Source organism: Paenibacillus alginolyticus DSM 5050 = NBRC 15375 (assembly GCF_000422905.1).
GTDB classification, from domain to species: domain Bacteria; phylum Bacillota; class Bacilli; order Paenibacillales; family NBRC-103111; genus Paenibacillus_E; species Paenibacillus_E alginolyticus.
Window position 1 is genome coordinate 1 of the sequence record NZ_AUGY01000012.1, and the last position, 25558, is coordinate 25558.

The 25558-nt window shown below is 45.9% G+C and carries 31 protein-coding genes and 2 pseudogenes; 19 read left to right on the forward strand and 14 right to left on the reverse strand.

From position 1 onward, the window contains the following. The 7 genes and pseudogenes from G519_RS0105920 to G519_RS0105945 all read left to right on the forward strand — a co-directional run. Positions 1–245 (forward strand): integrase core domain-containing protein (locus G519_RS0105920; RefSeq protein WP_029193899.1); only part of this gene is annotated, 245 nt, incomplete at its 5' end. 88 nt (positions 246–333) lie between these two features. Beyond that, positions 334–852 carry a YfiT family bacillithiol transferase gene (locus tag G519_RS0105925; RefSeq protein ID WP_051253137.1) on the forward strand — a complete coding sequence of 173 codons (519 nt, stop codon included), beginning with the start codon at positions 334–336 and terminating at the stop codon, positions 850–852. A 24-nt stretch (positions 853–876) separates the two neighbouring features. After that, a complete protein-coding gene (locus G519_RS49955) occupies positions 877–1020 on the forward strand; it encodes a hypothetical protein (RefSeq protein ID WP_154669542.1) in 144 nt (47 codons plus the stop codon). Between the two features lie 109 nt (positions 1021–1129). Beyond that, positions 1130–1555: pseudogene (locus tag G519_RS41930) on the forward strand (NUDIX hydrolase). A 231-nt stretch (positions 1556–1786) separates the two neighbouring features. Next, complete coding sequence (locus G519_RS0105935) at positions 1787–2254, forward strand: DUF5662 family protein (RefSeq protein WP_029193901.1); 468 nt, start codon at positions 1787–1789, stop codon at positions 2252–2254. 347 nt (positions 2255–2601) lie between these two features. After that, entirely contained in the window at positions 2602–2784 is a 183-nt protein-coding gene (locus tag G519_RS0105940) for a hypothetical protein (RefSeq protein WP_029193902.1), read from the forward strand. Next, positions 2772–3065: a type II toxin-antitoxin system RelE/ParE family toxin gene (locus G519_RS0105945; protein ID WP_029193903.1), complete on the forward strand. Its 294-nt coding sequence runs from the start codon at positions 2772–2774 to the stop codon at positions 3063–3065. Before G519_RS0105940 ends, G519_RS0105945 begins: the two co-directional genes overlap by 13 nt. A gap of 148 nt (positions 3066–3213) precedes the next feature. Here the strand turns inward: G519_RS0105945 and tnpC (G519_RS53880) are convergent. The 5 genes and pseudogenes from tnpC (G519_RS53880) to G519_RS52905 all read right to left on the reverse strand — a co-directional run bounded on the left by tnpC (G519_RS53880) (position 3214) and on the right by G519_RS52905 (position 6496). After that, positions 3214–4840 (reverse strand): annotated as a pseudogene (gene tnpC, locus G519_RS53880) (IS66 family transposase). Between the two features lie 68 nt (positions 4841–4908). Continuing rightward, complete coding sequence (gene tnpB, locus G519_RS0105970) at positions 4909–5265, reverse strand: IS66 family insertion sequence element accessory protein TnpB (RefSeq protein WP_029193905.1); 357 nt, start codon at positions 5263–5265, stop codon at positions 4909–4911. After that, positions 5259–5585 (reverse strand): IS66 family insertion sequence element accessory protein TnpA, encoded by a 327-nt coding sequence (gene tnpA / locus G519_RS0105975; RefSeq protein WP_029193906.1) that lies wholly within the window; start codon positions 5583–5585, stop codon positions 5259–5261. The genes tnpB (G519_RS0105970) and tnpA (G519_RS0105975) overlap by 7 nt, the downstream gene beginning before the upstream one ends. A gap of 503 nt (positions 5586–6088) precedes the next feature. Continuing rightward, complete coding sequence (locus G519_RS0105980) at positions 6089–6352, reverse strand: hypothetical protein (protein WP_029193907.1); 264 nt, start codon at positions 6350–6352, stop codon at positions 6089–6091. An 18-nt stretch (positions 6353–6370) separates the two neighbouring features. Further along, positions 6371–6496: a hypothetical protein gene (locus G519_RS52905; protein ID WP_268633704.1), complete on the reverse strand. Its 126-nt coding sequence runs from the start codon at positions 6494–6496 to the stop codon at positions 6371–6373. A gap of 333 nt (positions 6497–6829) precedes the next feature. Between G519_RS52905 and G519_RS0105990 the strand changes: the two genes are divergently transcribed. Further along, a complete protein-coding gene (locus G519_RS0105990) occupies positions 6830–7399 on the forward strand; it encodes a cupin domain-containing protein (RefSeq protein ID WP_029193908.1) in 570 nt (189 codons plus the stop codon). Between the two features lie 146 nt (positions 7400–7545). On the opposite strand, the gene tnpC (G519_RS0105995) is transcribed toward G519_RS0105990, so the two are convergent. The 4 genes from tnpC (G519_RS0105995) to G519_RS0106010 all read right to left on the reverse strand — a co-directional run bounded on the left by tnpC (G519_RS0105995) (position 7546) and on the right by G519_RS0106010 (position 11177). Beyond that, positions 7546–9081 (reverse strand): IS66 family transposase, encoded by a 1536-nt coding sequence (gene tnpC, locus G519_RS0105995; RefSeq protein ID WP_029193909.1) that lies wholly within the window; start codon positions 9079–9081, stop codon positions 7546–7548. Between the two features lie 96 nt (positions 9082–9177). After that, the gene (tnpB, locus tag G519_RS0106000; protein ID WP_161632905.1) at positions 9178–9561 is read right to left on the reverse strand and encodes an IS66 family insertion sequence element accessory protein TnpB; all 384 of its coding nucleotides are present in this window, start codon (positions 9559–9561) and stop codon (positions 9178–9180) included. Then, on the reverse strand, positions 9524–9895 hold the full coding sequence (tnpA, locus tag G519_RS0106005) for an IS66 family insertion sequence element accessory protein TnpA (RefSeq protein ID WP_029193911.1): 372 nt from the start codon (positions 9893–9895) through the stop codon (positions 9524–9526). The genes tnpB (G519_RS0106000) and tnpA (G519_RS0106005) overlap by 38 nt, the downstream gene beginning before the upstream one ends. 340 nt (positions 9896–10235) lie before the next feature. After that, entirely contained in the window at positions 10236–11177 is a 942-nt protein-coding gene (locus tag G519_RS0106010; protein WP_029193912.1) for an aldo/keto reductase family protein, read from the reverse strand. Between the two features lie 242 nt (positions 11178–11419). Between G519_RS0106010 and G519_RS0106015 the strand changes: the two genes are divergently transcribed. Then, a complete protein-coding gene (locus tag G519_RS0106015; protein WP_029193913.1) occupies positions 11420–11773 on the forward strand; it encodes a DUF1304 domain-containing protein in 354 nt (117 codons plus the stop codon). Positions 11774–11879: 106 nt separating this feature from the next. Here G519_RS0106015 and G519_RS0106020 read toward each other — a convergent pair whose 3' ends face one another. Further along, positions 11880–13016: a GGDEF domain-containing protein gene (locus tag G519_RS0106020; RefSeq protein WP_064743394.1), complete on the reverse strand. Its 1137-nt coding sequence runs from the start codon at positions 13014–13016 to the stop codon at positions 11880–11882. Positions 13017–13188: 172 nt separating this feature from the next. Between G519_RS0106020 and G519_RS0106025 the strand changes: the two genes are divergently transcribed. The 5 genes from G519_RS0106025 to G519_RS0106045 are packed head-to-tail and all read left to right on the forward strand — an operon-like array spanning position 13189 to position 19657. Further along, positions 13189–14358, forward strand: a complete 1170-nt coding sequence (locus G519_RS0106025; protein WP_029193915.1) for a glycosyltransferase family 4 protein — start codon at positions 13189–13191, stop codon at positions 14356–14358. 19 nt (positions 14359–14377) lie between these two features. After that, entirely contained in the window at positions 14378–15646 is a 1269-nt protein-coding gene (locus G519_RS0106030; protein ID WP_029193916.1) for a metallophosphoesterase family protein, read from the forward strand. A gap of 5 nt (positions 15647–15651) precedes the next feature. Beyond that, complete coding sequence (locus G519_RS0106035; RefSeq protein WP_029193917.1) at positions 15652–18879, forward strand: AAA family ATPase; 3228 nt, start codon at positions 15652–15654, stop codon at positions 18877–18879. Positions 18880–18905: 26 nt separating this feature from the next. Then, on the forward strand, positions 18906–19184 hold the full coding sequence (locus tag G519_RS0106040; protein ID WP_127527750.1) for a hypothetical protein: 279 nt from the start codon (positions 18906–18908) through the stop codon (positions 19182–19184). Between the two features lie 35 nt (positions 19185–19219). Beyond that, complete coding sequence (locus G519_RS0106045; RefSeq protein WP_029193919.1) at positions 19220–19657, forward strand: hypothetical protein; 438 nt, start codon at positions 19220–19222, stop codon at positions 19655–19657. Here the strand turns inward: G519_RS0106045 and G519_RS0106050 are convergent. Further along, the gene (locus tag G519_RS0106050; RefSeq protein ID WP_029193920.1) at positions 19589–20629 is read right to left on the reverse strand and encodes a YkvI family membrane protein; all 1041 of its coding nucleotides are present in this window, start codon (positions 20627–20629) and stop codon (positions 19589–19591) included. The genes G519_RS0106045 and G519_RS0106050 overlap by 69 nt on opposite strands. A 55-nt stretch (positions 20630–20684) precedes the next feature. Between G519_RS0106050 and G519_RS0106055 the strand changes: the two genes are divergently transcribed. Continuing rightward, the gene (locus G519_RS0106055; RefSeq protein WP_244280032.1) at positions 20685–21377 is read left to right on the forward strand and encodes a DedA family protein; all 693 of its coding nucleotides are present in this window, start codon (positions 20685–20687) and stop codon (positions 21375–21377) included. A 78-nt stretch (positions 21378–21455) separates the two neighbouring features. On the opposite strand, the gene G519_RS0106060 is transcribed toward G519_RS0106055, so the two are convergent. Beyond that, positions 21456–22172, reverse strand: a complete 717-nt coding sequence (locus G519_RS0106060) for a hypothetical protein (RefSeq protein WP_029193922.1) — start codon at positions 22170–22172, stop codon at positions 21456–21458. Between the two features lie 269 nt (positions 22173–22441). On the opposite strand from G519_RS0106060, the gene G519_RS0106065 reads away from it, so the two are divergent. Further along, positions 22442–23011 carry a xanthine phosphoribosyltransferase gene (locus tag G519_RS0106065; protein ID WP_029193923.1) on the forward strand — a complete coding sequence of 190 codons (570 nt, stop codon included), beginning with the start codon at positions 22442–22444 and terminating at the stop codon, positions 23009–23011. Positions 23012–23091: 80 nt separating this feature from the next. After that, a complete protein-coding gene (locus tag G519_RS0106070; RefSeq protein ID WP_029193924.1) occupies positions 23092–23418 on the forward strand; it encodes a hypothetical protein in 327 nt (108 codons plus the stop codon). A 147-nt stretch (positions 23419–23565) separates the two neighbouring features. Here G519_RS0106070 and G519_RS0106075 read toward each other — a convergent pair whose 3' ends face one another. After that, the gene (locus G519_RS0106075; protein WP_029193925.1) at positions 23566–23883 is read right to left on the reverse strand and encodes a hypothetical protein; all 318 of its coding nucleotides are present in this window, start codon (positions 23881–23883) and stop codon (positions 23566–23568) included. Positions 23884–24040: 157 nt separating this feature from the next. Here G519_RS0106075 and G519_RS0106080 point away from each other — a divergent pair, with 157 nt between their 5' ends. Both G519_RS0106080 and G519_RS0106085 read left to right on the forward strand, forming a co-directional pair. Continuing rightward, positions 24041–24301: a hypothetical protein gene (locus G519_RS0106080; RefSeq protein ID WP_029193926.1), complete on the forward strand. Its 261-nt coding sequence runs from the start codon at positions 24041–24043 to the stop codon at positions 24299–24301. Beyond that, a complete protein-coding gene (locus G519_RS0106085) occupies positions 24291–25061 on the forward strand; it encodes an adenosylcobinamide amidohydrolase (protein WP_036632194.1) in 771 nt (256 codons plus the stop codon). Before G519_RS0106080 ends, G519_RS0106085 begins: the two co-directional genes overlap by 11 nt. 42 nt (positions 25062–25103) lie before the next feature. Here G519_RS0106085 and G519_RS0106090 read toward each other — a convergent pair whose 3' ends face one another. After that, the gene (locus G519_RS0106090; RefSeq protein ID WP_029193928.1) at positions 25104–25283 is read right to left on the reverse strand and encodes a hypothetical protein; all 180 of its coding nucleotides are present in this window, start codon (positions 25281–25283) and stop codon (positions 25104–25106) included. Positions 25284–25558 lie beyond the last annotated feature (275 nt).

Consider the following 25558-nt stretch of genomic DNA (forward strand, 5'->3'; position numbering starts at 1 on the left):
AGCGCATACCGCCCAAGACCCCCAATATGAACGCATACATTGAGTCATTTCATAGCATTATTGAAAGAGATGTGTACACAAAAGAGTACTTTGAAACGTTTGAAGAAGCTTACCAAAGAGTACACACATACATTGAATTCTACAACCAACGGCGTTTCCACGGAAGTCTGCACAAAATGAGTCCAAGCCAGTACCATGCAGCTTGGGAAGCTAAAAAATTAGAAGCCGTAGAAATTGCGCTTTAGTGTGCTAGAGAAATGAGAAGCTGCGAGAGCGAGAGCATTTAGCAGCTAGACTCCATAATTAAGGGGCCGAACCGAAAGAGGTGAAAGAATGGATAGTTCTCTTTTCCTAAATGAATTTATCGAACACAAAAATCCGAGTTTTGAAGACATTCAAGTATGGATACAAGAGATTGAGAAAACACCATTACTAATAAGAAATAGTGTAATTGACCTTAATGAAGAACAATTAGACACAACATATCGACTAGGTGGATGGACAATTAGACAGATTGTTCACCACATAGCAGATAATAATTTAAATGCATATTTTCGATTTAAGAGAACGTTGACCGAAGAGTGTCCCGTAATACCATCTTACAATCATGATAAGTGGGCAGAATTGATAGATTACAAAGAACCAATAAATAATTCACTACAACTGATTGATACAATATATTTTCGTTTTTTGGTTTTACTTCGAAGCCTGGAACATTCAGAATATAAACGAACGATGAATAGTGAATATTTCGGTGTTATGAGTCTAGAGAAGGCATTACAAAGGCTTTTATGGCATGATCGTCACCATTTAGCTCAAATTGAATTGGTAAGGCAGAAAGAGAAATGGTAAAGAAGAACTGGAAGTAACTCAAAGATGGCAAACACAGCGTATAACACCGTTTTCCCGCAGCGGATCGTAAGCGATCCTTGGTCTGCAAGAGGGATTTCGAGGAAGCATATTCAGCAGACACACCTGCACCGACTAACCGCGTCGCGGCCGCCCTTTGGGCTTAAGTAAGTGAGGCATCGGGAACACAACAACGTTAGATGAAACCTGCGGAGAGCATTTAAAGACGAAAATACCTTAGATCATAAATACATAAAAAATCTTTTTAAGGAGTAAAGCGATGAATCCACCAAAACATATCGTTTCGGCAGCTGCAATTGTAATAAATGACAAAAACGAATTATTACTTATCAAAGGACCAAGAAGAGGCTAGGAGATGCCTGGTGGTCAAGTAGAAGAAGGAGAGTCCTTAAGTCATGCTGCAATAAGAGAAACAAAAGAAGAATCAGGAATAGACATAGAAATTATAAAATTCTGCGGAATATTTCAGAACGTTGGAAATTCAGTTTGTAACACCCTATTTTTAGCGAAGCCAATAGGTGGAGAAGTAATACAAACATCAGAAAGCTTGGAGTCAGGCTACTTTCCGATAGAAGAAGCACTAAAAAAAGTTGAATGGAAAGATTTCAGACAAAGAATAGAGTACTGTTTAAAACCTGAAATGCAACCTTTTTGTGTTGAGTTTAATGATGAGAAGAATATTTGAGGGTATCTCAAGTAGCCGCAGGCATCATCTAACACCGTATTCACGCTGCGGGGCTTAAGCCCCTTGGTCTGCCAGAGGCATTTCTGGGAAGTGGAATCAGGCAGACAACCCTGCACCACCCAAGTCCGTCGGACCGGCAGCAAGCTGCCTTAGGGTTGTGAGGGTTCGGGAACACAACAACGTTCATGTGAAATGATCGAAAGTGAATAAAAAGCTATAGAGTCAAAGGAGATGGTCGCAATATTCCTAGTATATTGGAGATACTTTCTTTATGTTTTAGATCATAAATTAAATGTTCTAATTGAATGTTGGCAAGAAGGATTATATCTTCAAGGGATAATTCATGATATGTCTAAATTTTCTCCCCAAGAATTTTTGCCATATGCACTTAAATTTTATTCAAATCAGAAGGACGAGAATACCGAGCTAAGATGGAAAAAAGCATGGCTACACCATCAAAATCATAATAAACACCATTGGGAATATTGGATAGTAAATAAAAATACAAGAGAAGCATTACCAATGCCAAAGAAGTATTTAATAGAAATGGTATGTGACTGGAAGTCGTTTTCAAGAAAGTGGGGACGTAAAATTAAAGAAACTAATTTAGTAGAAAGAATGATGAAATCAGACAGTATAATATTACATCCAATGACAAGGGAAGAACTTGAAAATTACATAAAGGGAAGCAATACATAATTTGAAAGCTAACTCAATGAAGTCGATCACTTCACATAACACCGTATTCACGCTTCGGGCTAGCGCCCTCGGTCTGCCCGAGGCATTTCAGGGAAGAGGAATGAGGCAGACAACCCTGCACCATCTAACCGCATCGCGGCCGACAAACCCAGACCCTAAGATAAGAGCTATCTAAGGGTCTGGGTTGTCTTAAGGTGGTGAGGGTTCGTGAACACAACAACGTTATCCGAAACATTGAAGACAAGAATATTATAAAAAACTATTTTAAGACCAATAATGTTAACACCTTAATGCACTTATGAATTATAATAAAGGCAGAAACACTTTATAAATCGAGGTGACCAAAAATGAGCATTAAAGGAGAAGTAATAAAATTGATTCAGGAATTACCAGACAATGCCACGATTGAGGATATACTATATAAGCTATATGTACGGGCACGGATCGAAGAAGGAGTAAGGGAGTTAGATGAAGGAAGAGGTATAAAGCATGAAGAAGCGATGGAGAGAATAAATAAATGGCTCAATTAATATGGTCTCCAAGATCACTAGCTGATTTGGAGATAATATATGAGTATATTCAACAAGATTCAATAGATAATGCTAGAAAGTTCATAAACGAATTAATTGAAGAAGTGATTACAATACCTGAATTTCCGCTCGCTGGAAGAGTGGTACCTGAGTTTAAAGATCAAAAAACGAGAGAGAAAATTTATAAGAATTATCGAATGATATATAGGATACAAGCGCAAGATGTGGAATTAATTACGATACTACATCAAGCTAGACGACTAAATAAACAAGATTATTAAAGACATCAGGAACTCTTTTGAGTGAGTATGATGTTTTTTTATTTTGTGGGCTGTTTCAAGCATGCTTCGGATAACACCGTATTCACGCATCGGGCGTAAGCGTCAAACAGCCCCCACCTTGTCTTCAAGTTGAGGGCTGCTCTATATTTTATTCAGATTTAAACACGCGACAAGTCACTGGTAGCGATGGCGACCAGGGAAGCAAGCTGTCCAGCGCTTCCGGATCTTTCGAATCGGGAAGTTGCGGTAGCTGCTCAAACAGGTACATCAAGTATTTATAGGGATTCAGTCCGTTTTCTTTCGCTGTTTCGATCACGCTGTAAATTATGCTACTTGCCCTTGCGCCGCGAGGCGTATTCGCAAATAGCCAGTTTTTCCGGCCGATGACAAATGGTTTAATTGCACGTTCGCTGCGGTTGTTGTCAATTTCCAGTCGCCCATCTTTCAGAAACGCCGTCAGCTTATTCCATTGGTTTAGGCTGTAAGTAATCGCTTGTCCAATTGCGCTCTTCGGCAATGTGCGCGATCGCTGCTGACGCAGCCATGCCAAATAAGCATTCAAGATTGGGAGACTACGCTCCATTCGAATGGTGTAACGTTCTTCTGTTGTCGCATCCTTTAGCTCTCGCTCAATAGCAAATAGCTGATTACAGAACTGGAGTCCTTGGTGAGCAAGCGTTTCGGGCTTGTCTGAAGGTGGCAATGCTTTAAGCGCTTCATCGAATTTTCGGCGTTAATGCAAAGCTTTGCATTAACGTAGTAATGAGAAGCTGGGTTTAATGGCAAGTTGAAGGTAAAACCCTGTGTTAAATAGCCTCTTCCTTACCCCCAGCTTCTCATAATAATTTCCTATTTACCAAGTCCCTTGAGCCAACTCATCAGCTCATTATTACTCTGCCATTCTGGCAGTTTCTCTGAAACAACCCCTTGATGACTACTTTCTAATGCCTTTCTCTTCATTTCGCCGTCAATCCTCATAGATCTCTGTGGTTTTAACATCAACATGGCCCAGCAGATCCCTTATATAGATTAGATTCGCACCTGACTGCAGCAGATGCATTGCTTTACTGTGCCGAAAACAATGGGGCGACACTTTTTTTGGAATAATTCAGGTGAAATCTTCTTTGCTTCATCCATATATTTTGCGACGATATAGGCAACCCCTTCCCGCGTTAACTTTCCTCTGGAACGGTTGAAAAAAACGGGATAGGCCGATGCGTGAGCGTGATTCAATCCGTTTTCTTGAAGGTATTGACTCAATAGGTTTGACATCTTATTCATGAGGGGTACGATCGAGCTTTTCATCGGCGGCATGAATAGACCAGACGTACATGCTGGGTCACCTTTACTTCTGCAGGGATGATGGAGATTTCGTTTCGCGTCTCCGAACTCATTTCATGAAGCGCGCCACCGCAACACGTACAAATTTGCTCTGGTTCTGGCAGCGTATAGCTAATTGTTTCCACAGGAAAGTGATCCAGCTTAGCCTCGCGACTACCGACAGACTTCTTGCGACTGTAGGTTACGCTCTCGACAGTCGGCTCTTCGGAGGCAGGCGTAGAAAGGACTTCGGCTTCATTGAATAAGTCCATCGCGATTTGATTTGAATCCGTTTTTTCGCTGGAGGCACCGAAGCGTTTTTGCTGGGCAAGCCGAAACTGCTCTTCGTACCAGCTAATCTTGGCCGTCAGTTCGGCATTTTGCTGTTCAAGCTTAGCCGTTTTCTGTTCTAATTCTTCTATGGTAAGGTTGGTAGTTGTCGTTTCATTTTCCATACGATATACTTCGACAAGCCAAGCCCGATTCTTGCAAAAAATTGTGAACAACCTTTGAAAGTTGAGCTTTAAATTACACGCTGAGCGGTAACTTGCGGATGTGCTTTCTTTTGTTCCAACGACAAACCGTCAAGAAGCCAACGGAGCTCGCGAGGCGTGATTGCCATTGGCGAAGCCGTAGGTTCCGCAGGCCACTGAAACGTACCACGCTCCAAACGGCGATAAAAAAGCCAAAAACCGTTGTGCTCCCAAAAGAGCATTTTCAGCTTATCTCTCTGGTGATTACAGAATACGAAAAGACTGCTGGAAAAGGGATCGAGCTCAAACCCAGCTTGCACAAGCGCAGCTAAGCCGTCGATAGATTTTCGAAGATCGGTGCTGCCGCAAGCCAAATAGACGCGTTCGATGTTAGCTAGCGTCAGCATGACAAATCCAGTGCCCGAACGATTTCACGAAGCAATTGGGGATTAAAACCTGAATGAACTTCAATGCCGACGATTCCAACACGGACTGTGAGTGGCGATGAAGGCAGGGAAATCTCGGTTGGAGGGCTGCTGATCGCAAGAGGCAGCCAATTAGAGGATGAAGATGTAGAAGATGAAGGCTCATTCAATTTATGGAGCCAATATTTTAATTTGTAGATAGATTGGCCCTGTGCTTGGCACCAAGCGGACTTGGTCAGACCGCTGGATTTAAAATCTGTGATTCTAGCCGTCCATTCCTGCAAGCGTTGCTGTTTGTCCATGAGATAACCACCTTGATTTAGGATAGATTCATTTTCTCATGGACTCTGGGTATATGTAATGTGGGGAGTATTTGACGCTTACTAATAATCAGTGTACTCCTGTTGCATTCTACTATATTCATATGGGATATCGAAATTTATCAGCCCCTCAGTGTCAAAATCTTGTAGCTGAGAGACATACTGTCTTACATGATCAATTGTTTATCGTTATCAGAAGGGTCTTGCATGCCTCAGAATTCACCCTCGATTATATTCCAAATTCTCAAGGCGTATTTATGGAAGACGGATCGGCAGTTACTAAATTCTAGTTGCAAAGGTTACACTATTTAATCGACAGTCTCTCATTAAGCATAACATTTGGACACACAGATCCGATTTTTTGCTTGATAAGATAGTAGTTTTCTCGCAAGCGATACCAATCTCATATATTGAAGTAACTTGCTCCATTCTCATTTCTACCCCGTTAGTCAATATTTCATTGGCTTACTTCAAGGATTCTGAAATTATTTACGAATAAAGGCTTCAATTAAATCGCCAACGCTTATTTCACCGAGTTCTTCAGCGATGACATCAGCTTTTGTCTTTCTTCTGATTGAACCTTCAAGCACAATTTCAATTCTCTGATCCTTATCCAAAAGCACGGAGTTAACTTCTAATACATTAGTTAATAGCCCTATAATGACAGCGATTTGTTGCGGAGTTAGTTTAGGAGTGGAATTTTTTTTCTTTTCGTTATTGCACTTAATATTATTCCTATTTCTTCTCAAATTTAACCCCACCTAAACTCAAACTACTATGATGTCTGTGCCTCCCCCAGTGCCTCCATCTTCGCCAATTCCCATGGCAAGAGAGAATAGAATTACCGCGACAACAATTATAGTGATAATCCGCTTGTTATCTTCTTTTCCCATTTATCAGTACCTCATTTTTAAATTAAATTCTTATTCAGAACATAATATTCCAGCGTCCTCTATTTTGTTACAGGATTAATTATTGTTAATAAAGCAAGAATCAAATAAACCACATCTAATTACAGGATTCGGGCGTCCGCCATGAAAGTTGCCAACTTGTCCTACTGATTCAAAGCGCTTTAATCGACTCACCAAGCTTGCTCGTTAGCAGCATTCTTCCAGCGATGCTTCTTTAAATCACGTTCAACCGCAAATAAATGATTAAAGGGCAAGGTACGCTTTTCAACAATAGGCGTATGATGGAGTATTATAGAATGGAGGTAATAAAAAATGATGCATGCTGTGCCTCAAGCATTCATGAATCCAACATATCCCTATTACTCTTGGCAACTATATCAGCCATATCGTTCACACATATATCCTCATTATGGAATGACTTATCCACCGGTGTATCCGCCCTACTATGTCAATGAGCGGTTCAGTTCTTGGCATGGGAAGGAAATTAAGGACCATGGAAAAGAACCCTTTGTAGTCAACATCGAACAAGTAACGAAACAGAATAACACGTACCGTACTGCTATATGGACGGGAAAGCATTTCCAAGTAACGGTGATGAGTATCCCTGTAGGAAGCGATATAGGGTTAGAGGTACATCCGAATACAGATCAATTAATTAGAATTGAAGAGGGACAGGGTCTTGTCCAAATGGGCAACTCCAGAGATAGGCTTGATTTTGAGACTAAAGCCCAAGAGGGTTACGCTATTATGATTCCTGCGGGAAAGTGGCACAATGTGACCAACACTGGAAATACACCGTTAAAAGTATACGTCATTTATGCCCCGCCACAACATCCCTTTGGCACGGTTCATCTGACAAAGGCTGATGCTATGGCTTCCCATTAGCGGTGATGATATTAATATTGGAATATTTGGAGGAGTCGGCTACCGTTTACTGGTTGCCGGTTCTTCTTTTATATGGTAAGCATCAAACAAGAAGGTGTATTGAAATAGAAAAGCCTATGGTTCGTTGAAGATCCACAGGCGCTGCGTTATGTACAATGTTGTTGAACTACCGGACTCCATGGAAGGTATGCATCAAGTAACTCAGGTTGCTGACGAAATGCAATCGCTGGTAACTGTTGCAACAGATAGACTAGATATTTGTACGGGTTCAATCCATTCGCCTTTGCTGTCTCTACGATGCTGTAGATCGCTGCACTTGCGGTTGCACCCCGTGGACTTCCGCTAAATAACCAGTTTTTACGACCCACTGTAAAGGGACGGATGCTGTTCTCAGCTAGATTGTTCGAGATCACACAGTTTCCATCTTGTAAGTAATTCAGTAGCTCTTTCTTATGGTTACGTGCATACTTCAGCGCTTCGCCTAGCTTGGATTTGGGAAGCACCTTGCCTTTGGCCGTTTCTGCCCATGACCAAAAAGCATCGAGTACAGGCTTTTCCTGTACCAGACGTTGTTCCTTTCGTTCTTCAGCGGTATGTGACGCAAGCTGTGCCTCCAGTTCAAAAAGCTTGTTGCAATAGGCTACCCCTTCACTGGCAAGGGACTCCTCCGTAGGCTTCATCTCCGGGGGTAATGCCTCAACAAACTTACGCCGAAGATGTGCCCAGCATAGACAAGAGATCGTCCCTGCTAGATTCGCATATCCAGAGTAAGCGTCGCTATGTAAATATCCCTTGAACCCTTTCAGGAACGCTTGCGGGTACTTCGCCCCTCGTCCGGGTTGGTATTCAAAGATCCGTATGGGATGCACACTATGCTGCCCACTGCTGTAGATCCACATGTACGAGGGGGTCGTGTTTTTCCGGCCCTTCTCATTCATTACCTGCAAGGGCGTCTCATCCGCATGCAGATATCGCTCTTGTACAAGTAGCTCATGCAGTCGATTCACCAGTGGCTTCAGCCAGTCTCTCGTGGTCGCGATCATCCAGTTCGCCATCGTGGCCCGACTCAGATCAAGGCCGATGCTCTTCCATTCCTTCTCCTGACGGTACAGCGGCATACTGTTCACAAACTTCTGGTACATGACCCATGCCACAGAGGAAGCTGAGGCCATCGAATGCTGGATGACCGGCGCTGGCGTCGTTGCCTTTTTCATCTGAGGCTTGTCCTCTTTCCGACAGGTCCGGCACTCTAGGGTTTCTCTGTAGATATCAATCGCTTGCACGCGGGCAGGGATAAACTCCACTTCCGTACGCACAAACTCTTCGCCTACCAAGACAAGCTCGCTATGGCATACGTCACAACAACGGTCCTGAACCTGACAAAGTTGCTTCTCATGCGGAAGATCCTGAAGGAGTTCTGCTCGTTCGCCTACCTGCTTCTTTCGCTGGTAGCTTTGGATCTGCTCGATGGTTGGCTCCTGTGCAGTTCGTGAAGTTGCTGTCTCTGCCTCATCAAATAAATACAGCTGCTCCACACCTACTGGGAGGGAAGCTGTTTTCTCGGAGCTTTTGCCGTACAGTTTCTGCGTTAGAAATTGTACGGTTTCCTGTAGCCGTTTATTCTCTTTTTCTAGGTCGCCGATGCGATGCTCCATCTTTTGTAGCTGTTCCAAGGGGCTCATGAGATACCGTTCCTTCACTGTCTTCTATGCCTACCATTATACCATAGAAGTGTGCGTAAACCCAGGTTTTACAAGGGTTTTCGGCTCTGTTTTGATCTACATGGAAGGAGTGAAGCCCAGCTTTTTGACTGCTTTCGGTTGATGGATCGATAGTCCCTCCAGCAACCACCGAAACTCCTGTGGCGTGATCGAGCGTACGGCTTCCGCATCCATGGGCCACTGGTATTGACCGGATTCCAGTCGTTTGTACAACAGGACGAATCCATCTCCTTCCCAGTACAAGGCTTTCATCCGATCGCGCTTGCGACCGCAGAACAGAAACAAATGATTCTGAAACGGGTTCAGCTGCAACTGATGTTGCACCAAGTGAATGAGTCCATCAATAGACTTCCGCATATCCGTATACCCACAGGCGATATACAGTTGATCGGCATTGGAAATGTCACCGAACATACTGTAGGATGCGAAGCGTCTGTTCAAGGAGTGCGGTAGACGCATGCGAATGAATTTCGATCGTAACGGCATCCGTACGAAGAATGATGGCCGCTTGTTCATGAATCGCTTCGGAACGTGGGGCGTTCGTCCGCAAAGATGGAGGGACCGGTACTAGAGTTGGTTCATTCGGGGAGGAGAAGGCAGGGAGGGATTCACACGCAGCTTCACGGATTTTCCGAAGCCAGTAGTAATAGCTTTTCACATTGACTTCGTGATCGGCACACCAGCGAACCACGGTTTGACCACTGGAACGGCAGTCACGAATGATCTCGGCCCACTGCTGGAGTCGATAGCCATTCCTCATTTCTACAGTTTGCAATTGGACACACTCCCATTAGAGTTTTTCGAGTAGAGTCGAAAAACTCCAACGACTTACTCTAACGGAATTGTCTCAAAGTCTAGATTGGATTGGAATACACCTTCTTGTTAGACGCTTACCATCGGGCCGTTCGGCCCTTGGTCTGCTCGAGGTTTTTCGAGGAAGCGAATCAGGCAAACAACCCTGCATTACCTAAGTCCTTTGGACCCGGCAGCAACGCTGCCTTAAGGCGATGAGGGTTCGGGAACACAAGAATATTGCTAGAAATGATTGAAATAATTAAAAAAAAGAAAAACCCCTCACGAAGTAAGGGATTTTCATCAAGCTATAAGTGTACTTCTTAACCTTGAAGGATTTCTTCCACCTTTTGCAACACATCTTCCGTCAATCGGATGCCGCTAGCTGCGCAGTTTTCAACGACTTGTTCAGGCCGGCTAGCGCCAACGAGGGCACTTGCCACATTGTTTTGTCTGAGAATCCAAGCAATAGCCAGTTGAGAGACCTTGATACCAAGCTCATCGGCGATTCCAGACAATTGTGCCACTTTATTCAAAGAAGCTTCGTTTAATTGTTTGTCGCTCCAATTCTTGCTGCTTGCTCGGCTATCGGCTGCGATGGGTTGTCCTGCACGGTATTTGCCTGTAAGAAGCCCCTGTGCAAGCGGTGAAAAGACAACTTGACCGAATCCTTTTGACTCGCCAAGCGGGATAATTTCTTTTTCGATGTAACGATTGAAAAGGTTGTAGATCGGTTGATTGACGATGAGCTTATCTAACAGAAGTTTGTCTGCAATGGCATAGGCTTCGACAATCTGAGCTGGTGTCCATTCACTGACACCGATGTAGAGTACCTTGCCTTGTGTGACCAAATCGTCCAATGCACGCAACGTCTCCTCTAGCGGAGTTTCGGGGTCGTAGCGGTGGCAATAGTAAATATCAATGTAATCCGCATTCAATCGACGCAGACTGGCTTCGGCCTGTTCTTTAATATGCTTGCGGGATAAACCGCGATCATTAGGGCCATCGCCCATCGTATTAAAAACTTTGGTAGCTAGGACGTATGATTCCCGTGGATAAGAGGAGAGTGCTTTGCCCATCACTTTTTCTGCTTCGCCGCGTTCATAGACATTAGCGGTATCGAAGAAATTAACACCCAAATCATAAGCTTGTTCAATCGAACGAACGGCAGGGTCTTCCCCGACATAACCACCGTACGTGAGCCAACTGCCAAGACTAATTTCACTGACTTTGAGACCGCTGTTACCGAGTTTGCGATACTGCATGATTGTTAACCTCCTAGAGCAATATGGGATCATTACTAACTATCTATATTATAGAGACATTCCCCGGTTAATGTAAGAACTGACATATAGGTGATTAAGTTACCTGAAGGTGTGACGCTTACTTCCAGGTAAGTAGATACGTGATCGTGAAAATAAGGCAGAATAAGTGAGATGAAGATAACCAGCTCTGTAGCCAAAATACAGCTTTTCAAGTAAAATGACGTTGAAAGGAGGAGGTACTCATGTTAGCTTCCCTATTTGTTGGCATCGTAGCCATAGAGCATATTTACATTCTAATTTTGGAAATGTTTCTATGGACGACACCCCGTGGTTTGAAAGCCTTCGGCATGACGAAGGAGCAAGCCCAGGAAACCAAATCACTTGCTGCTAATCAAGGCTTATACAATGGATTTCTTGCGGCTGGTCTTTTTTGGGGACTCGTTCACCCAGATGCTTCCATAGGTCATTCCATTGAGATCTTTTTCTTAATCTGTGTTATTATGGCTGCTTTGTATGGCGGGGCAACAGCGAAAAAATCGATTTTGCTGGTACAGGGTTTGCCTGCGGTCATTGCTCTTCTTTTTGTCCTTCTTTAAAAAAGCTCACAATACGACATAAGTAAACAGTCATTCACAAGACTTACATAAGTTATCGCAATAAATAAGGGAAGTCCCTATAGCTACTGGGGACTTCCCTTATTTATTAGGCATACTTCACGACCTTATTTTTGCCGCTCGTTTTTGCTCGATACATGGCTTCATCTGCCTGTTTGATGAGCTCCTCGGCACTTAGGCCGTTCTTGTACTTGCTGTAGCCGATACTTGCGGTTACAATTGTTTCCTTCTCAATTCGACTGCGAACGCGTTCTGCGAACGCATCCATTTTGACACTAGGATCAGTCACCATGACGACCATCTCTTCACCACCGTATCGGCCGGCAATGCCGCATTCCTCGGCTTCTTCTTTCATAATCAGCGCAACTTGCTTGAGCACATCGTCCCCCATTTGATGACCTTGGGTATCATTTAGCTTCTTGAAATTATCAATGTCGCTAAACAGGATGTACACAGGCAAATGCCGTCCGACATATTGGGCAACGCGGTTATAGAAAAATTTGCGATTATATAGACGTGTAAGCCCGTCCGTTATGGATGAATTGTAAATGGCCTGCATAAGCTCTACGACACGTTCAAATAGCAGCATAAACAATAAAAAATAATAAATAATCGGTAAGACATTGGCTGCTATGGATAACAACGGTTGAACATTCCCATACATATAAGCATTTACAAGGTGGACGGATTGAATGAAAAAGTAAACCGTCAATGCCATTTGATATTTGACCTGTTGGCCGATGTACGGCGGTATCGTGTAGAAACAAAGAAAGATCAGGACAAATACATAGAGCTCGAGACCAATATCCTGAAGCAATCTAACTTGCTCATGCGTGCCGTTATACATATTTGGCACACTGAAATGAAGGATAGAAACAACTAAACCCATAATCATTAAGCCATAGAAGAATATGTACTGTTTACGATTCGTGCGATTGTATAACTGATAGATCCCCATATTAATCAGGATGAAGGAAATTATTTTAAGCATAAGCAGCATGTAGGCGGTTAAGCTTGTATCTATGCCGCTAAGTGTTAAATATATCTGGAGAAGGTAATGAATGCCTACGATAACTAGTGAAATGGTCATCGACATGTAGCCTTTTTTGCGACGGTCTAGAAATAAACGAAGAGAGATTACGAACATAAGGGCAACAATGACAACGATAATGGCATTCGATAATAATGAAGCGAAATCACCGAAAAGCAGATCAACAACGTTCACACTTTCCTCCAAAATCCCCTGTTTTTCGACATGTAATGACTCTATTATAAAGGAAAATGCGAGAGAGGGATAGAATCGATTGTAAGGGCTCGAAGGTGTTCTCTTTTCTATTCGGCGCACACCAGTTACAATAAGAAGGTAAGCTCAAGGATTTGGGAGAGGGGCTCATGCAATGAACATCTTGCAAGCATTGTTTTTCCCCCCGGAACAGCCGGGTGGGGTGTCATCCATGGTTCCCTATATATTGGACCGTTTTAATAAAAAAGGCTGGGAAATGGAATTATTTTCGCTACCTAAGCGGATTCGGGGCAAAGGGTCTGAGGAAGTGGAGTTCGTCACTTTTGATTGGCGGAAGTATGCCGGAAACCCGATCGTTGATAAATACATTCAGACGTACAAGGATTATGTTTGGTGGACGAAGCTGAGAATTTCCAAGAAATATGATATCATCCATGCCCATCATCCGATTGCGGCACTTGCGATGAAGCAGATTTATCCGGAAACCCCCGTCATCTTAACCATTCACTCCAGCTTTGAGAGAGAGCTTATTTTGAATGGACGCATTCAGGAGAATGGCGTGGAGCATCAATTCCTTACTCAAATTTACGGGGAGCTTGAAGCAAAAGTCGATCAGATGATCACAGTCTCTAATTCGTTCAAGCAATATATGGCGGAATATGTGCAGGATAGTGAACGGATTGGCGTGATTCCAAATGGTTTTGACGAAAAGCGTTTTCGTCCGATTTCGCATGAAAATCAAGTCACGCAGTTCATAACCGTTTGCCGTTTAGTGCCTGCCAAAGGGCTCGATACGCTGCTGATTGCTTGCGGAGAGCTGAAAAAACGCGGTCATCCCTTCGTTTTACATATTATTGGAGATGGACCAAGCCGAGAAGAGCTGGAGAAGCTCGCGATTCAGCATAATATTTATGAAGATACGATTTTTTATGGATATATGCTTCATCCCGAAGAATTTATGCCTTTCTTTGATGTATTTGTTCTGCCATCGCGCGCAGAGGCATTCGGGTCTGTATTTGCGGAAGCAGCGCTCTGCTGGTTAGCATTGATCGGAACCGATGTCGGCGGGATTGCTGAACAAATCGAACACGGACATAACGGCTTGCTTGTGCCGGTTGGGGATGCAATGGCGCTTAGCCATGCTTTGGAAAAAGTCGTCATTGACCCAACCTTCCGCTACAATTTAGCACGAACAGCCTGGGAGAAGGCGAAGAAAACCTATTCATTGAACCGAGTGCTGCGGCAGCTTAAGAGTGTGTATGAAAGCTATCAAGTCGTCGATCATTCGGATAAAGATGAGAGTGAGAATGACCCAAAAAGCTAAATAGGAAGGCGTTAGAGCGATGAAACGACTGCGGTTTATGCATGCCGCCGATCTGCATCTGGACAGTCCGTTCAAAGGCATGTCGGCGCTGCCTGAACGGGTTCGTGAGCGAATTCGGGAATCGACATTCGAAGCGCTCAAGGAACTCGTAGCTTTAGCGATACATGAGCAGGTAGATTTTGTACTCATTAGCGGGGATGTTTATGATTTATCCGATCGTTCCTTGCGCGCTCAAATTCGCTTCCAGAAAGCATTGGAGCAATTAGCTGAGCAGGGAATTCCTACTTACATTATTCATGGTAATCATGACCCGGAGGATGGACGTGCCGCGAAACTGGATTGGCCGGCAGCAGTCCATTTTTTTGCGTGCGATCATGTAGAGACGATTAGCGTGGAAAAGCCCAATCGCGGCGTCATTGCCCAGATCCATGGCATTTCCTATCGCAGTTCGGCGGTAACGGAAAATTTAGCTGTCAAATTTAGAGCAGGTCAAGAAAACGTCTGTCAGATCGGCCTTTTGCATACGAATGTCGACGGTGATCCCGGTCATGACAATTATGCCCCTTGCAGCAAACAAGATTTGCTTGAAGCGGGTATGAGCTACTGGGCGTTAGGCCATGTACATACGAGGAATGTGCTTCATCAGCAGCCAGCGATTGTGTACCCAGGGAACCTGCAGGGCCGAAGTATTCGTGAAACAGGACCGCGTGGGTGCTACATCGTCGATATGTCTGAGGATGGACGAGCTGAGCTCACCTTTCATGCGTTGGACCAGGTTCGTTGGTTCCTAGAGCGGCTGTCTGTGGCAGGCATACAGACAGAGCAGGAATTGAAAGACCGGCTCGGGGAGCAGCTCGAGCGGATTCGGGCAGAGGCGGATGGCAGAGCTGCCGTCGTCCGTCTTGTTCTAGAAGGGCGCAGCGCTGTGCATGGCTTGCTGCGCAAAGGGCGGGCGCTGCAGGAGCTGACCGCCGAGATGCGTGAGGACGAAGATGAGCGAAGCCGCTTCGTCTGGGTGGAATCGATCGAGGACCGAACGGCAAGTGAGCTCGACCTCGAGGCCTTACAGCAGGAGAAGAGCTTCCTAGGCGATCTCCTGCGGTATTCGGCTGCGCTGCAAGGCGACGACGAAGCGCTTGCCTTGTTTGCAAGCGAGGCATTGGCCGCGCTGCAGAGTTTGCCGCAAGCAGCCGGTTACCCGGCTGCGGCGGAGCCTGAACGGCTGCGCGAGTGGCTGCGCGCCGCACAAGAATTAGCCGCGGACCTGCTGTCCGCGGATGGGGGGTGACATGGATGAGAATCGTATCCATGCAGGTTCAAGGCTTCGGCAGCCTGCGCGAGCGGCAGCTTGATACGGACAGCCCGTTGGTGCTGTTCTATGGGGCTAACGAAGCGGGCAAGAGCACGCTCATGGGCTTCGTCCGCGCAGTGCTGTTCGGCTTCCCGACTCGTCAGAGCCGGTTGGAACGATATGAGCCGCTGGGCGGCGGCGCCCATGGAGGCGCCCTAACCCTGCTCGATGAGCAGGGTCAGCTCATTCGCGTCGAGCGCTATGATGCGCCCGCCGCCGGCGGCAGACGAGCCTCTGCGGGGCTCGTCAAGGTCACCCTCGGTGATGGCACCACCGGGGGCGAAGACCTGCTGAACACGCTGCTGGGCGGCCTATCGGCCGACCTCTTCCGCAGCTTGTTCGCTTTCGGTTTAACCGAGCTGCAGGAGCTGCGCACCCTGCAGACAGATGAGCTCAGCGGCTATCTGTATAGCGCTGGGCTTGGTGTGAGCGGCTCGGCCATCATGGAGGCCGAGCGCAAGCTGACGGCGCAGGCCGACGGCCTGTACAGACCCCGCGGGCGCAATCAGGAGATGAACCGTCTCCTGAAGGAGCTTGAGGGTCTGGAGCAGTCGCTGCGCCGCAGCCGGGACCCAGCAGCCGACTACGATCGGCTGCTGGCGGAGCGCCGCTCCGCGGAGGAGCGCATTGCTGCCCTGGAGGGGCAGCAGGAGTCGCTGCGCGCGGAGCTGCACAGGCTTGGCCTGGCCGGCAAGGCGCGCAGCGGATGGATCCGCTTGCGCCAGATCGGCCAGGAGCTTGCGGCGCTGCCTGCGCTGGCGGGCTTCCCCGAGCGTGCCTCGACGAGGCTGGACGCGCTCGAGGCAGAGCTGGAGCGCATCCATGCGGAGCGCGCTCGGCTCTTGCTGCGGCAGATGAGCTTGACGAGCCAACTGCACGCTATCGAGCTTGTGCCTGATCTGCTCGAACATCAGCTGGAGCTAAATCATTGGCTGGAGCAAGCAGCCGCGTATGAAGAGAATAAACGCAGCGTGGATCAATTGCGCGTGGAGCATGAGCACCAACGCGCGCAGGTAGACAGGCTGCTTAAACAAATAGATGTTCACTGGGAGGAGACGGATTTAGCCTCTTTCTCGGTAACGATTTCACTGCGTGAGCAGGTGCGAGCTTACAAAGAACGGTTTTATAAGAGCAAAGAGAATGAGCTGCGCGTCAGAACAGAGCTGGAGAGTCTGCAGCAGCAGGTCAAAAACGTCCAAGATACCGTAAGGAGCTTGGAAGCCGATTTACATAAAATCGGGGGAAGAACGGATGGTTCATCTTCTCCCAGTTGGGGAGGAGATGACCCTTCTTCCACTTTGCACCAAATAGCGAGAGATTATGCCAGGTGGCAGCTGCTTGTAAGAGAGCTAGAGCATCAAAAAGAACGCGCTGCTGTTGAAAATCAGTTCCAGCTTAGTCTAGAAGAAGCAGCGAAAGCAGGCAAAACAGCCTCACGGAGACTTCGTCAGCGCTTCATAGTGATAAGCGGCCTATTGGCCGTATTGACGCCATTATTCTTGTTATGGCAGGGCAGCTGGGTAGCGGCTCTCTGTGCCTTTCTTTTGTTTGCTGGTACTGCACTCTATATGCTTGTTTCCGATCGCGGGGCGAAAGAGAATCGCTCCTCCCGAGCGATGACTTCATCCCCGATCAGGGATGAAAGCGTGAGCGAGGAACTTCGCTTGCTGGAGCGCCGCCTGCAAGAACAAATCCAACCATTTGCCCAGCAGCAATCGGGCTATGGCGAAGCTGCGGCAGCATCTGCTGCTCATTCGTTAGGCCGTTCCGCAGCCATGCCTCTTGAGGTGCTCCAGCCTCAACTGGATGCTTGGATGCGTGAAGCTGAGCAAAATAAGCAGCAACGCAGCGAGCAGCTTCGTAAACTAGAGAAGCTGCAGGATATGAAGGAGATGCTGCAATCTCTTCGGCATCAAGAAGATCAGCGCAGTGGATATTTGGGTCAGCTTATTGTGGAGTCAGATCAGCTCCACTCGGATTGGACTTATTGGCTGCAATCGCTGGGACTAAGTACGCCGTTATCTGCAGATGCCCTGCTAGAAACGATCCAAACGATTGAGCAGGGGCAAGAGAGTCTTCGTCAGCTTCAGAAGCTGGCGTCCAAGCTTGAGACATTAGTAACAAGCATCGATCACTTCGAAAAAACTGTCAGTTCACTCCTACGGATTTCAGAGGCTGAACGACAAGATCCCGTATTCGCTCTCAAACGCTGGAAAGAACATGAGCAAGAACAACTGAAGCTGCTTGCGGAGAAGAAGCATGGCGAGAAGCTTTATTCGGAAACCGAGCAAGAGCTGCAGCTTTTACAGACCAACGAGCAGCGTACACAAGCTCGGTTGGAAGAACTTTTACAGGAAGCCTCTGCAAGTGGCGGTGAAGAACTGCGTATTCATCAGAGAGAGCAGGAAGAACGCAAGAAATTAATGGAAGAACAAACATTGCTGGAATCCTCGCTCGAAACGTTACTTAGCCGCTCCTTACTTGCCAGCTACACGGAGCTGTTGGAAACCCGTGGTGAAGAGGATATCGCACTTCAAATGGCATCCCTTCAAGATCAATTAACCGATACTGCACGTGAAACGAATGAACTTCGAGAGGTTGTTGGCAAGCTAACGGGGCAGATTGAGAAGCTGGAGCAGGGGGCGGAACATGCCGATCATCTTCTTCAAGCTGAAGCTTATCGAGCGACCATTCGTCAGCAAGTAGATCAATACGCTGTAGCTTCCTTCGCTTCACTGCTGATGAAGAAAGCCCGCGATGTTTATGAGCATGAACGGCAGCCCGGCGTGCTCTTGCGAGCTTCGGATTACTTTGCAAAGATGACGAACGGTGCCTTCACTCATGTCAAAGCACCATTCGGCGAGCAGCGTTTAGTAGCCATAAGAGCGAATGGAGAGTCGCTTGATACAAGTCAGCTTAGTCGAGGAACGGCAGAGCAGCTCTACTTATCCATGCGCTTTGCCCTCGCCCAAGAGTATGCTGGAAAGGCTATTTTACCGCTGGTGATGGACGATATTCTCGTCAATTTTGATGAGGACCGAATGGAGAGCTGTTTGCGTGTACTTGCAGACGTAAGCAGCAGGCATCAAGTGCTGCTCTTTACCTGTCACGGTCACGTGCGAGATGCGGCAGCAAGAGTTATACCAGGAAATCGTTTAATTCGTTTGTAGAAGCGTTAGCAATGGAGGAATCGGAAGTGGAATCAGGAGACGATAAGAAGAAAGAGCATCGGGAAATTACCTATCACGTCGGATGGAAGAAGGGGAAGATCGAGTGGAATGAAGGGGCATCGGAGGCTTTAGCCGTCAAATCATCCATGGAAGACGAGTGTCATGTTGGAGAAAAGCGTCTGCAGCTGTTATGGCTTCCAGCCATGGGTCTTCCAAGTTGGCTGCTTCTCCCCTTACTTTATTCCCTTCCCGTGTTCTGTTTCCTATTAACGCTTATTCTCATATATGGGTTGCGTCATGGCTAGCAGTAATAATGATTGTTTTAAAGGGGGGCAGCTTTATGAACATGCTATTAACCATTATAGGTGGCTTGCTGGGTCTTTTTGTAACAGGGGTTGCCATCTATACAGCTTGGATGGTTCATCAGCTTTGGAAGCAGCAGGCGGCAGCGCCAAAACCAGCAGGTCAGGTAGAAATTGCCGTTAAATACTTTTCAAAATGGACGGCCATTGATTATGCGGTCATCTTATTATTTATCATCGGTCTTTTACTATTATTAGCCGAGCTATTTGCTGTTTGGAGAGACCAAACGGTCATAGCCAATTTCCATTTCTCCTACCTGCTCACAGGAATCATCATTTCTGCAATGGGCATGCTTTTGTTGTTTGCACGATTGGTTGTCGTACTTGGATTTATTCAGTCAGGCGCCCTACATCGCACGCTTATGGTTGCGCCAGATCATCAGAACGAGCCAGACAACACTGATAAAGCCAAATAAGGGATACAAGGCGGAAAGCAATATTTTGAACCCAATTTGACTGACCAGATAGCTAAGCATTAGGATACTAACCAGAATAACCTTTGGGTTTAGTTTCATGCGTTGCTGAAGCTGCTGGGACAAGCCGTAGGCGTCAGCAATAAAGGTCGTGAAAATTTCACCGTATATGACGAGCAAATAAGCAATTTGCGGTACGGATCCAAGTCGGTTAATAATATTTCCCATTGGGATCTCGAATTGTGCGATACCTGGCATTTGCGCAGAGAGTGCGTAATGGGCAGATAGCAGAAGCAGTCCAATGCCTGCACCTCCAAGCAGTCCGCCCCAGTAAAGAACGGATCGGTCGCGAATGGATGCTCCCATTGGAACGAGCACGGCTTGGGCCATCGCTAAGTTAAAGGCAGTATAGAGGAAAGGTGCGAACCATATTTTTCCTAAGGAATCATCACTTGTAATGCGCAGCCAGTTTCCTGATGCTGGCGAGTGCCACGTATAAACGACGATGACCACGCTGAAGAGCAGCATGATGGGAACTACAATGGAATTCACCGTCATAATAGCGCCAATTCCACGGGACAATACGAAATAGGCGAGTATTAATGTCACGAAGAGTCCTGTTTGGTAAGAGAGGTGCAATTGTTCCTCAAAAACCGTTCCACCTCCGGCGAGCATGACGGTTGTAATCCCAAAAAGAACGAGCATCATAAACAAGCTAATCGCGTTGCCGATCTTTTGACCAAAAATAGCCCGATTCAAATCCTCATAAGACGTTGCCTTCAGATCATGAGCCATCAGCATGAGTTTAATGCCAATCCAGATGAAAAGGATGCTGGATAAAGCAATCGTCAACGAGGCTAGCCAGCCGTAACGTGTGAAAAACTGCAGGATCTCCTGTCCAGAAGCGAACCCTGCTCCAACAACCGTTCCAATGTAGGTAAAGGCAACACGGACGATCTGTGAACCTGTTCGCATAGATTGCCCCGCTTTCTTTCGTTTGATATAGTACAAGGTATGTTTGAGATCCCATGTGCATGACTGGAACTTGGGGCAAGCTGTCATTTCTGCTAAAATGGGAATGAATGAGACGAAGTACAAAAGCGGGAGTGAGTCTTTTGTGAAGGAATTTCTATATGATTTCATAAGTCATTATGGATATATTGCTTTATACCTTTTGCTGTCTGCTGGAATCGTTGGAGTACCCGTACCAGATGAAACCCTTATGGCTTTCGTGGGTTCGTTAACGGCGCTTGGGGGTCCCTTTGATTTTGGAACAACGTTACTTGTCATTTACGCTGGCACGATGACAGGGATGGTTGTCAGTTATTTAATTGGTCATCGTGTGGGAAAGCCTTTTCTTTATCGGTATGGCAAATGGTTCAAGCTTACACCGAATCGGATTGAACGGGCGGAGGGTTGGTTTAAGAAGTATGGGCTCTGGACAGTATTCTTTGGGTATTTCGTACCCGGGGTTCGTCATTTCACCTGCTATTTGTCAGGTGTAAGCGGGGTCAAGTTCTATAAATATATGTTCTTTGCGGGTACAGGAGCGCTGCTGTGGTGTACAACCTTTTTAACATTAGGGCATTTTATTGGCAGTAATTTGGAAGGTTTATTTCAATTAATACATAAATACATGGGAATAAGCTTATTGAGTATGGCGGTTATAGCCATTGTTGGAACGGCCCTTTATTTCCGATTTCGAAAGCGGGGAGCGCTCTGATCCCTATACATGAAATAAGACCATGAGTGTCATCCTAAAATAGGAGCATTCATGGTCTTAGTTCGTATTCTTTGCGAATTAATGATTTGCGAAAAGCTTTATTGATTGGATGGTGCTCTCTTTGGGATCAATATCGAGCTTAAGCAGTGTTCCCTGTGACTTATAGGAGAGAACATAGGTTGTGTTGGTGTCTGGTTTGCCCAAAATTGTTATCGCATCTTGGACTTTCTGTCCAAGGCGCAAGCCACGAAGCCCTGGATCGATCTCAGTAGAATGCACGTCAACGAACTCAAGAACATCCTTCTTATTGAAGCCTACGGAGAAATCCGTGAAATCATAGACTTGAATGGCGTCTTCATCGGCATCCATCACGAATTGTTTCTTCGCCTTCCCAAAACGTTCGAGCACAACGTCCTTACTCGTTCCGAGCTTCAAGCCCATCAATGTTGGTTTCTCCTGTTGATAGGCATCCTCTGCTTTAATCTTCGGCTTAGCCGTTTGTTTCGCAGTCGCAGATTGTTCCGGGATGTCGGTCAAATCCGTTTTGGACGTGCCTGCGACTTGCGCCTCGTGCTTCGCCGTGTCTTCCGGCGTTGGTGAAGGTGCTGCCGTCGCTGTTGCCGCTGCGATCGCAGGAGGTGTGCTTTCTGCGTTGGAACTATTTTGTGCATGGTTAGTTGGATCTATAGTAGGCTGTCCGGAAGGAGCAGATGACTCTTGGCATCCAGCTAACAGTAATGAAGCTAATGCAACTGGCACAAGGCCAAGCATAATAGGTCTAAGCAGGTTGTTCATCGTCATCTATCCTTTCTGCCGAATAATTGAAGTGAAAAATACAACATTACTAATCATACGGTTTTCTGGTTCTATTTCAATGCATCAAGGTACCTAAATGTGAGCAATTGTAGACAAATTTCAAAATGCTGAACCCTATATACATATAGACACCTACTACAGAGTAAAAGTTTCACGTCGAAAGGGGGATATTCACAAATTGGGACTTGAAACCTACTTCATCAATATGGTAACTTACTCATAATAGACAGGTTTAGGGGGCTAGAATCATGGAATTGTTAAAACAGCGGATCCTAGAGGTCGGTGTAGTCGTATCGGATCAAGTGCTAAAGCTGGATGCCATACTTAATCATCAGGTTGATCCTGTGCTCATCATGGAGATGGGGAAAGAATTTGCAAGATTATTTAGAGAAACGAAGCCTGACAAGGTGCTTACTGTAGAATCGTCCGGTATTCCGATTGCCTATACGACAGCTTTACATCTTGAGGTTCCCATGGTATTTGCACGCCGGAAGAAGACGTTGACTATGGATCAAGATACCTATAGCGAGCGTGTGCCTTCCTTTACCAAAGGGATTGTTACGGACATTATGGTTTCCTCTCATTTACTTCACAAAGGCGAGCGAATTCTGCTGATCGATGATTTTATCGCTAATGGAGACGCTGCACGCGGATTAATTCGAATTATTGAAAAAGCTGAAGCGGAGCTGGTTGGTGTCGGTATTGCGGTAGAAAAATCATTCCAAGCTGGCGGAAGTTCAATTCGAGAACGTGGAATTCGTGTGGAATCCCTAGCTCGTATTTCCTCGCTGGCGAATGGGCAAATCACTTTTAACTGATTTTACAATTTGTTCATGTCTTCCCTCAGACTGATTTATCCTTTATAATGATTACATGGTATGAGAGGAGGCTGGCATCTATGGGTATCGAAAATGGTTCCATTGAATATTTTATGACAAAGCTTGGGGAAGCCAAAACACATTTTGAACGTGCGCTTGATTGTAAGCATACAGAGTTTGATGACCTGTATCCGTATATGATCGAACACCCTCAATTTTTCTGGTACAAACGATATGTAGCATGGTCCGAGTTGTTAACGATCGTAAAGCTCTGCACAGAACTGACAATCGAATGGGAACAACATTTCTCCGCCGCACAAGTGGAATATATTCAGAAGCGCGTAATGTCTAGCAAAGTCCTTGATTTCTGGTTCGAAACGAATGATTCGAAGGAACACGTTAGTTAATTTATGTCCATATAAGGAAGAGGCCAGTGGATCCGTTGCGGATTCGTTGGCCTTTTTCTATGATATAAATGGTGTTGGTTTTTTGGCTTTACCTTAGTTTTGTTGGATTGAGGAATTACGATTCGTTATTTTGGGGAAAATGCCGACTCAAACGCCATTCTCCAGAATGTTCATACTTTCAATATGCCTTTTCGTTTGTTCGGAACCGAGCTTGTGAAGGGTTCGATACACTTCAGTTAAATAATAATCATATTCCTGATTGACCTCATTGGAGTAATAAAATTTCCAAGGTAGCCATGATGTTGCATAGCTGCCTTGTGAGGAGTTATCGGTTTCCTCGAAAAGTTCTTGAAGCTTATCAATTTCTTCTTCGGTTGCTGAAATTTCGAACTCGAAATTAAGTGCTCCTTTGTCTTCCAGAACTTCCCCCGTGCCAACGTTGATGTAGTACGTTTTTTTATCCACTATAGAACCTCCCATGGAGTAAGTTTGCTTTTTTCGCGTTAGCTTTGTTTCGTCATTAGTTAAGTTAACCTCCGTAAAGCGGTTTTATGTAAAGTTTGATCTAAATGCGAATTGGTGTATGCTAATGAAGTACAAATGACATGTTGGAGGTAAGAGGATGATATCGGAAGAACAGCTTGATCAATATAGAGTTGAGAGCACATTATTGCGTGTTATTCGGGACGTCAGTCCAACGAATGATGTGCGTGGAATTGTAGTTGCTTGGGATGATGAGAGTGTGTTAATTCGCAAGAAAAATCGTAAAGTCGTTAAGCTTGCTCGCAATTATATCTATCAACCATACGAGAACGAAAGACCTCCCGAATTCATGCTTCCGCAGGATCCCATTGAACCAGACGGCGTTTCTGATGACGAATAAGGATGCATGGATAGGATCAATGGAGGTTCCTATCTCTGGTATTCGCATGGACTTGATAAGTTCTCATCAAGGCACATACTTGCGGATTTGCAGCGAAAATCCGTTGCGAACGCTGAATTCTTCGCCGTGGGGCGGTGGATTCGGCATGCATAAGGTGATGATGAATCGGCAAGTGGACAAGCTGTATAATGAGGCTGATCCGCTTCGTGAGATGGACGAATTCATCCAGCGTGAGGGTTTGAATCCTCAAGAAACAGCGGGTATGCTGACCGCGGCGAAGGTAAAGGACGTTGGCTACAGCAGCCTTACCTGGCGAGCAGGTGAAGACGGGGATACCAGCGAACTCGGTCAGAAACTTGCGATGAAGCCAGAGAAGGAGCTCCTTCATGTTTGTTCATGGGTTACGGTGGGGCTGGGGAATAAAGCAAGAGCAGGAGTTGAACTTCCTGCCGCTTCTCTATATCCTGGAACAATTAACACGATTGTCGTTATCAACGGTTGCTTAACCGATGCGGCTATGGTTAATGCTGTCATTACGGCAACGGAGGCTAAAGCTGCGGCTCTTCAAGCATTAGGCATCCTTGTTGAGGGCCAGTCAGCGACTGGAACGACAACCGATGCTGTACTTATTGCTGCAACGTGCCGCGGCAAGTCCTACAATTACGCGGGTACAGCGACCGCGCTAGGTTATTTGATCGGTAGAACGGTATACGAAGCCATCATGCATTCCGGTCACTTGTATGAACAAACGCCCTACTAATCCGGTATGGATAAGCAGGGCATGTTTCATTTGGGTAATTATTTAAGTTCTACGGAAAACTCCGTAGGCAGCAGCAGTTGCGATTGCGCCTAGTCCAGATTCATCCTCGTCTTCGCTTTTGTAGTTAGGATCATGCACGATAGCTTCAGCTTCACCTTCTGTGAGATCCCTTTGATTGCCTGTATATTTCGGTTCCAAGGCATTGATTTCTTCATCATTCATAGTCATTCCTCCTTTGCGAATAGGGTTAGGAGTGAAGGGATGAATTATTCACGAATTGTAAAAAGTACCGTTGACTAGCTCTCATTTCCCATGTTATATTAGATTTTGTCGCAGCTCATATGACTTTATTCATAGAGCAGCCCTATACGCGATCATGGCGGAATTGGCAGACGCGCACGGTTCAGGTTCCGGTGCGAAAGCCGCTCATAATTCCCCCAAACGCTTGTGGTTATGCGGTTTTATCGGTGTTATAGTTTCAAGTTCTCTCCTGTAGT

Coding starts and splice junctions, on each gene's coding strand:
- G519_RS0105925 (WP_051253137.1), top strand. CDS start 334: ATGGATAGTTCTCTTTTCCTAAATGAATTTATCGAACACAAAAATCCG.
- G519_RS49955 (WP_154669542.1), top strand. CDS start 877: ATGGCAAACACAGCGTATAACACCGTTTTCCCGCAGCGGATCGTAAGC.
- G519_RS0105935 (WP_029193901.1), top strand. CDS start 1,787: ATGGTCGCAATATTCCTAGTATATTGGAGATACTTTCTTTATGTTTTA.
- G519_RS0105940 (WP_029193902.1), top strand. CDS start 2,602: ATGAGCATTAAAGGAGAAGTAATAAAATTGATTCAGGAATTACCAGAC.
- G519_RS0105945 (WP_029193903.1), top strand. CDS start 2,772: ATGGCTCAATTAATATGGTCTCCAAGATCACTAGCTGATTTGGAGATA.
- tnpB (WP_029193905.1), bottom strand. CDS start 5,265: ATGCTGACGCTAGCTAACATCGAACGCGTCTATTTGGCTTGCGGCAGC.
- tnpA (WP_029193906.1), bottom strand. CDS start 5,585: ATGGACAAACAGCAACGCTTGCAGGAATGGACGGCTAGAATCACAGAT.
- G519_RS52905 (WP_268633704.1), bottom strand. CDS start 6,496: ATGGGAAAAGAAGATAACAAGCGGATTATCACTATAATTGTTGTCGCG.
- G519_RS0105990 (WP_029193908.1), top strand. CDS start 6,830: ATGCATGCTGTGCCTCAAGCATTCATGAATCCAACATATCCCTATTAC.
- tnpC (WP_029193909.1), bottom strand. CDS start 9,081: ATGAGCCCCTTGGAACAGCTACAAAAGATGGAGCATCGCATCGGCGAC.
- G519_RS0106010 (WP_029193912.1), bottom strand. CDS start 11,177: ATGCAGTATCGCAAACTCGGTAACAGCGGTCTCAAAGTCAGTGAAATT.
- G519_RS0106015 (WP_029193913.1), top strand. CDS start 11,420: ATGTTAGCTTCCCTATTTGTTGGCATCGTAGCCATAGAGCATATTTAC.
- G519_RS0106025 (WP_029193915.1), top strand. CDS start 13,189: ATGAACATCTTGCAAGCATTGTTTTTCCCCCCGGAACAGCCGGGTGGG.
- G519_RS0106030 (WP_029193916.1), top strand. CDS start 14,378: ATGAAACGACTGCGGTTTATGCATGCCGCCGATCTGCATCTGGACAGT.
- G519_RS0106035 (WP_029193917.1), top strand. CDS start 15,652: ATGAGAATCGTATCCATGCAGGTTCAAGGCTTCGGCAGCCTGCGCGAG.
- G519_RS0106045 (WP_029193919.1), top strand. CDS start 19,220: ATGAACATGCTATTAACCATTATAGGTGGCTTGCTGGGTCTTTTTGTA.
- G519_RS0106050 (WP_029193920.1), bottom strand. CDS start 20,629: ATGCGAACAGGTTCACAGATCGTCCGTGTTGCCTTTACCTACATTGGA.
- G519_RS0106060 (WP_029193922.1), bottom strand. CDS start 22,172: ATGAACAACCTGCTTAGACCTATTATGCTTGGCCTTGTGCCAGTTGCA.
- G519_RS0106065 (WP_029193923.1), top strand. CDS start 22,442: ATGGAATTGTTAAAACAGCGGATCCTAGAGGTCGGTGTAGTCGTATCG.
- G519_RS0106070 (WP_029193924.1), top strand. CDS start 23,092: ATGGGTATCGAAAATGGTTCCATTGAATATTTTATGACAAAGCTTGGG.
- G519_RS0106080 (WP_029193926.1), top strand. CDS start 24,041: ATGATATCGGAAGAACAGCTTGATCAATATAGAGTTGAGAGCACATTA.
- G519_RS0106085 (WP_036632194.1), top strand. CDS start 24,291: ATGACGAATAAGGATGCATGGATAGGATCAATGGAGGTTCCTATCTCT.
- G519_RS0106090 (WP_029193928.1), bottom strand. CDS start 25,283: ATGAATGATGAAGAAATCAATGCCTTGGAACCGAAATATACAGGCAAT.